At 78.7% G+C, this 952-nt stretch carries 1 protein-coding gene; it reads left to right on the forward strand.

All coding sequences use genetic code 11. From position 1 onward, the window contains the following. Nucleotides 1-26: 26 nt before the first annotated feature. Nucleotides 27-952 (forward strand): ABC transporter domain-containing protein (locus tag E1292_RS50505; protein WP_500690536.1); only part of this gene is annotated, 926 nt, incomplete at its 3' end.

The raw sequence follows: 952 nt of genomic DNA on the forward strand, positions 1-952 counted from the left end.
GATGTGCGGCTTGAGGAGGGCGGGCGATGAACCGGCGCATGGGGACGCGGCTCGTCTGGGCCGTACTGGCCGGGTCGGCGGCCGACCTGGCGGGGCTGGGGCTGATCGCCGCCGCCGCGTGGCTGATCACCAGGGCCGCCGAGCAGCCGCCGCTGGCCGCGTTGAGCGTGGCGATCGTGGCGACCAGGGCGTTCGCCACCGGCAAGGGCGTCTTCCGCTACGCCGAACGGCTCACGGGTCACGACGTCGCGCTCCGCGCCCAGGCGGACACCCGCGAGCGGCTCTACCAGGCCCTGATCCCGCCGCAGCGCCCACGGCACGGCGGCGCCGACCTGCTCAGCCGCATGGTCGACGACACCGAGGCCGTACAGGACCTGCTGGTCCGCTGCCTGCTCCCGGCCGCCGCGGCGGCGATGGCCGGGCTGGCCGCCGTCGTCATCGGGCTGACCATCCTGCCGGTGGCGGCGCTGGTGCTGGTGGCCGGGCTGGTGCTGGCCGGTGTGGCCCTGCCCGCGGGCACGGCCGCCGCCGCCCGCCGCTGGTCGGCCAGGATCGCCCCGGCGAGGGCGGCGCTGGCGGGGCGGGTGGCGGACCTCGTCCACGGCGCCGCTGACCTGGCCGCCTACGGAGCCGACGACGCGGCGCTGGCCAGAGCCCTGGCCGCGGACGGGTCACTGGCCGCCCTCGAACGCCGCCAGGCCCGCGTCCATGCCGCCGCCCTGGCCGGGGGCACCCTGGTGCAGGGGCTGACGGTGGCGGCCGTCGTCCTGCTCGCCCAGGGGGCGGGAGCCGGCTCGGTCGGGACGGCCGTGCTGGCGCTGACGTCCCTGGTGGCCTTCGAGCCGGTGCTGCCCCTGGCGGCCGCGGGCGAGCGCATGGCGGGCATCACGGCCGCGCTGCGGCGGCTGCGCGAGGTCCGCTCCGCCGAACCGGCGGTCGCCGAGCCCGCCGC

It is taken from the genome of Nonomuraea deserti (genome assembly GCF_004348685.1).
Taxonomy (GTDB): domain Bacteria; phylum Actinomycetota; class Actinomycetes; order Streptosporangiales; family Streptosporangiaceae; genus Nonomuraea; species Nonomuraea deserti.